This is a genomic window from Lysinibacillus sp. G1-3, assembly GCF_056322905.1.
In genome coordinates this window covers 1-511 of sequence record NZ_JBWHYQ010000058.1, presented here as the reverse complement: position 1 = coordinate 511, position 511 = coordinate 1, and the positions used below count along the sequence as shown (strand labels likewise).

Here is a 511-nt window from a genome sequence, read left to right as displayed (position 1 = left end):
CGGATCAAAGCTCACTTACAGCTCCCCGAAGCATATCGGTGTTAGTGCCGTCCTTCATCGGCTCCTAGTGCCAAGGCATTCGCCGTGCGCCCTTAATAACTTAACCAAGTTATTAAGCCTATAAAAACTTAAAAAATAAATGTGTTTGTTACTATTTCAATGTCGTTTTATCCAGTTTTCAAAGAACAATAATTGGTGGAGCCTAGCGGGATCGAACCGCTGACCTCCTGCGTGCAAGGCAGGCGCTCTCCCAGCTGAGCTAAGGCCCCAAGAGGTATATATGGTGGGCCTAAATGGACTCGAACCATCGACCTCACGCTTATCAGGCGTGCGCTCTAACCAGCTGAGCTATAGGCCCTCTTAGAAGTTTTATATTTAGTCATAAACCTTCAAAACTGAACGCAAAACGTAATCTTACAAACCCTAGGTTTGTATTCCGAAAATATCCTTAGAAAGGAGGTGATCCAGCCGCACCTTCCGATACGGCTACCTTGTTACGACTTCACCCCAA

2 tRNA genes and 2 rRNA genes are annotated in these 511 nt (G+C 46.0%); all 4 read right to left on the bottom strand.

What is annotated here, in order from left to right:
- Positions 1–106 (bottom strand): 23S ribosomal RNA (locus ACVYAD_RS25100); the annotation flags it as partial.
- A gap of 87 nt (positions 107–193) precedes the next feature.
- Positions 194–269 (bottom strand) — tRNA-Ala (locus tag ACVYAD_RS25095).
- A 12-nt stretch (positions 270–281) separates the two neighbouring features.
- Positions 282–358: transfer RNA gene (locus tag ACVYAD_RS25090), tRNA-Ile, on the bottom strand.
- Between the two features lie 94 nt (positions 359–452).
- A 16S ribosomal RNA gene (locus ACVYAD_RS25085) occupies positions 453–511 on the bottom strand; the annotation flags it as partial.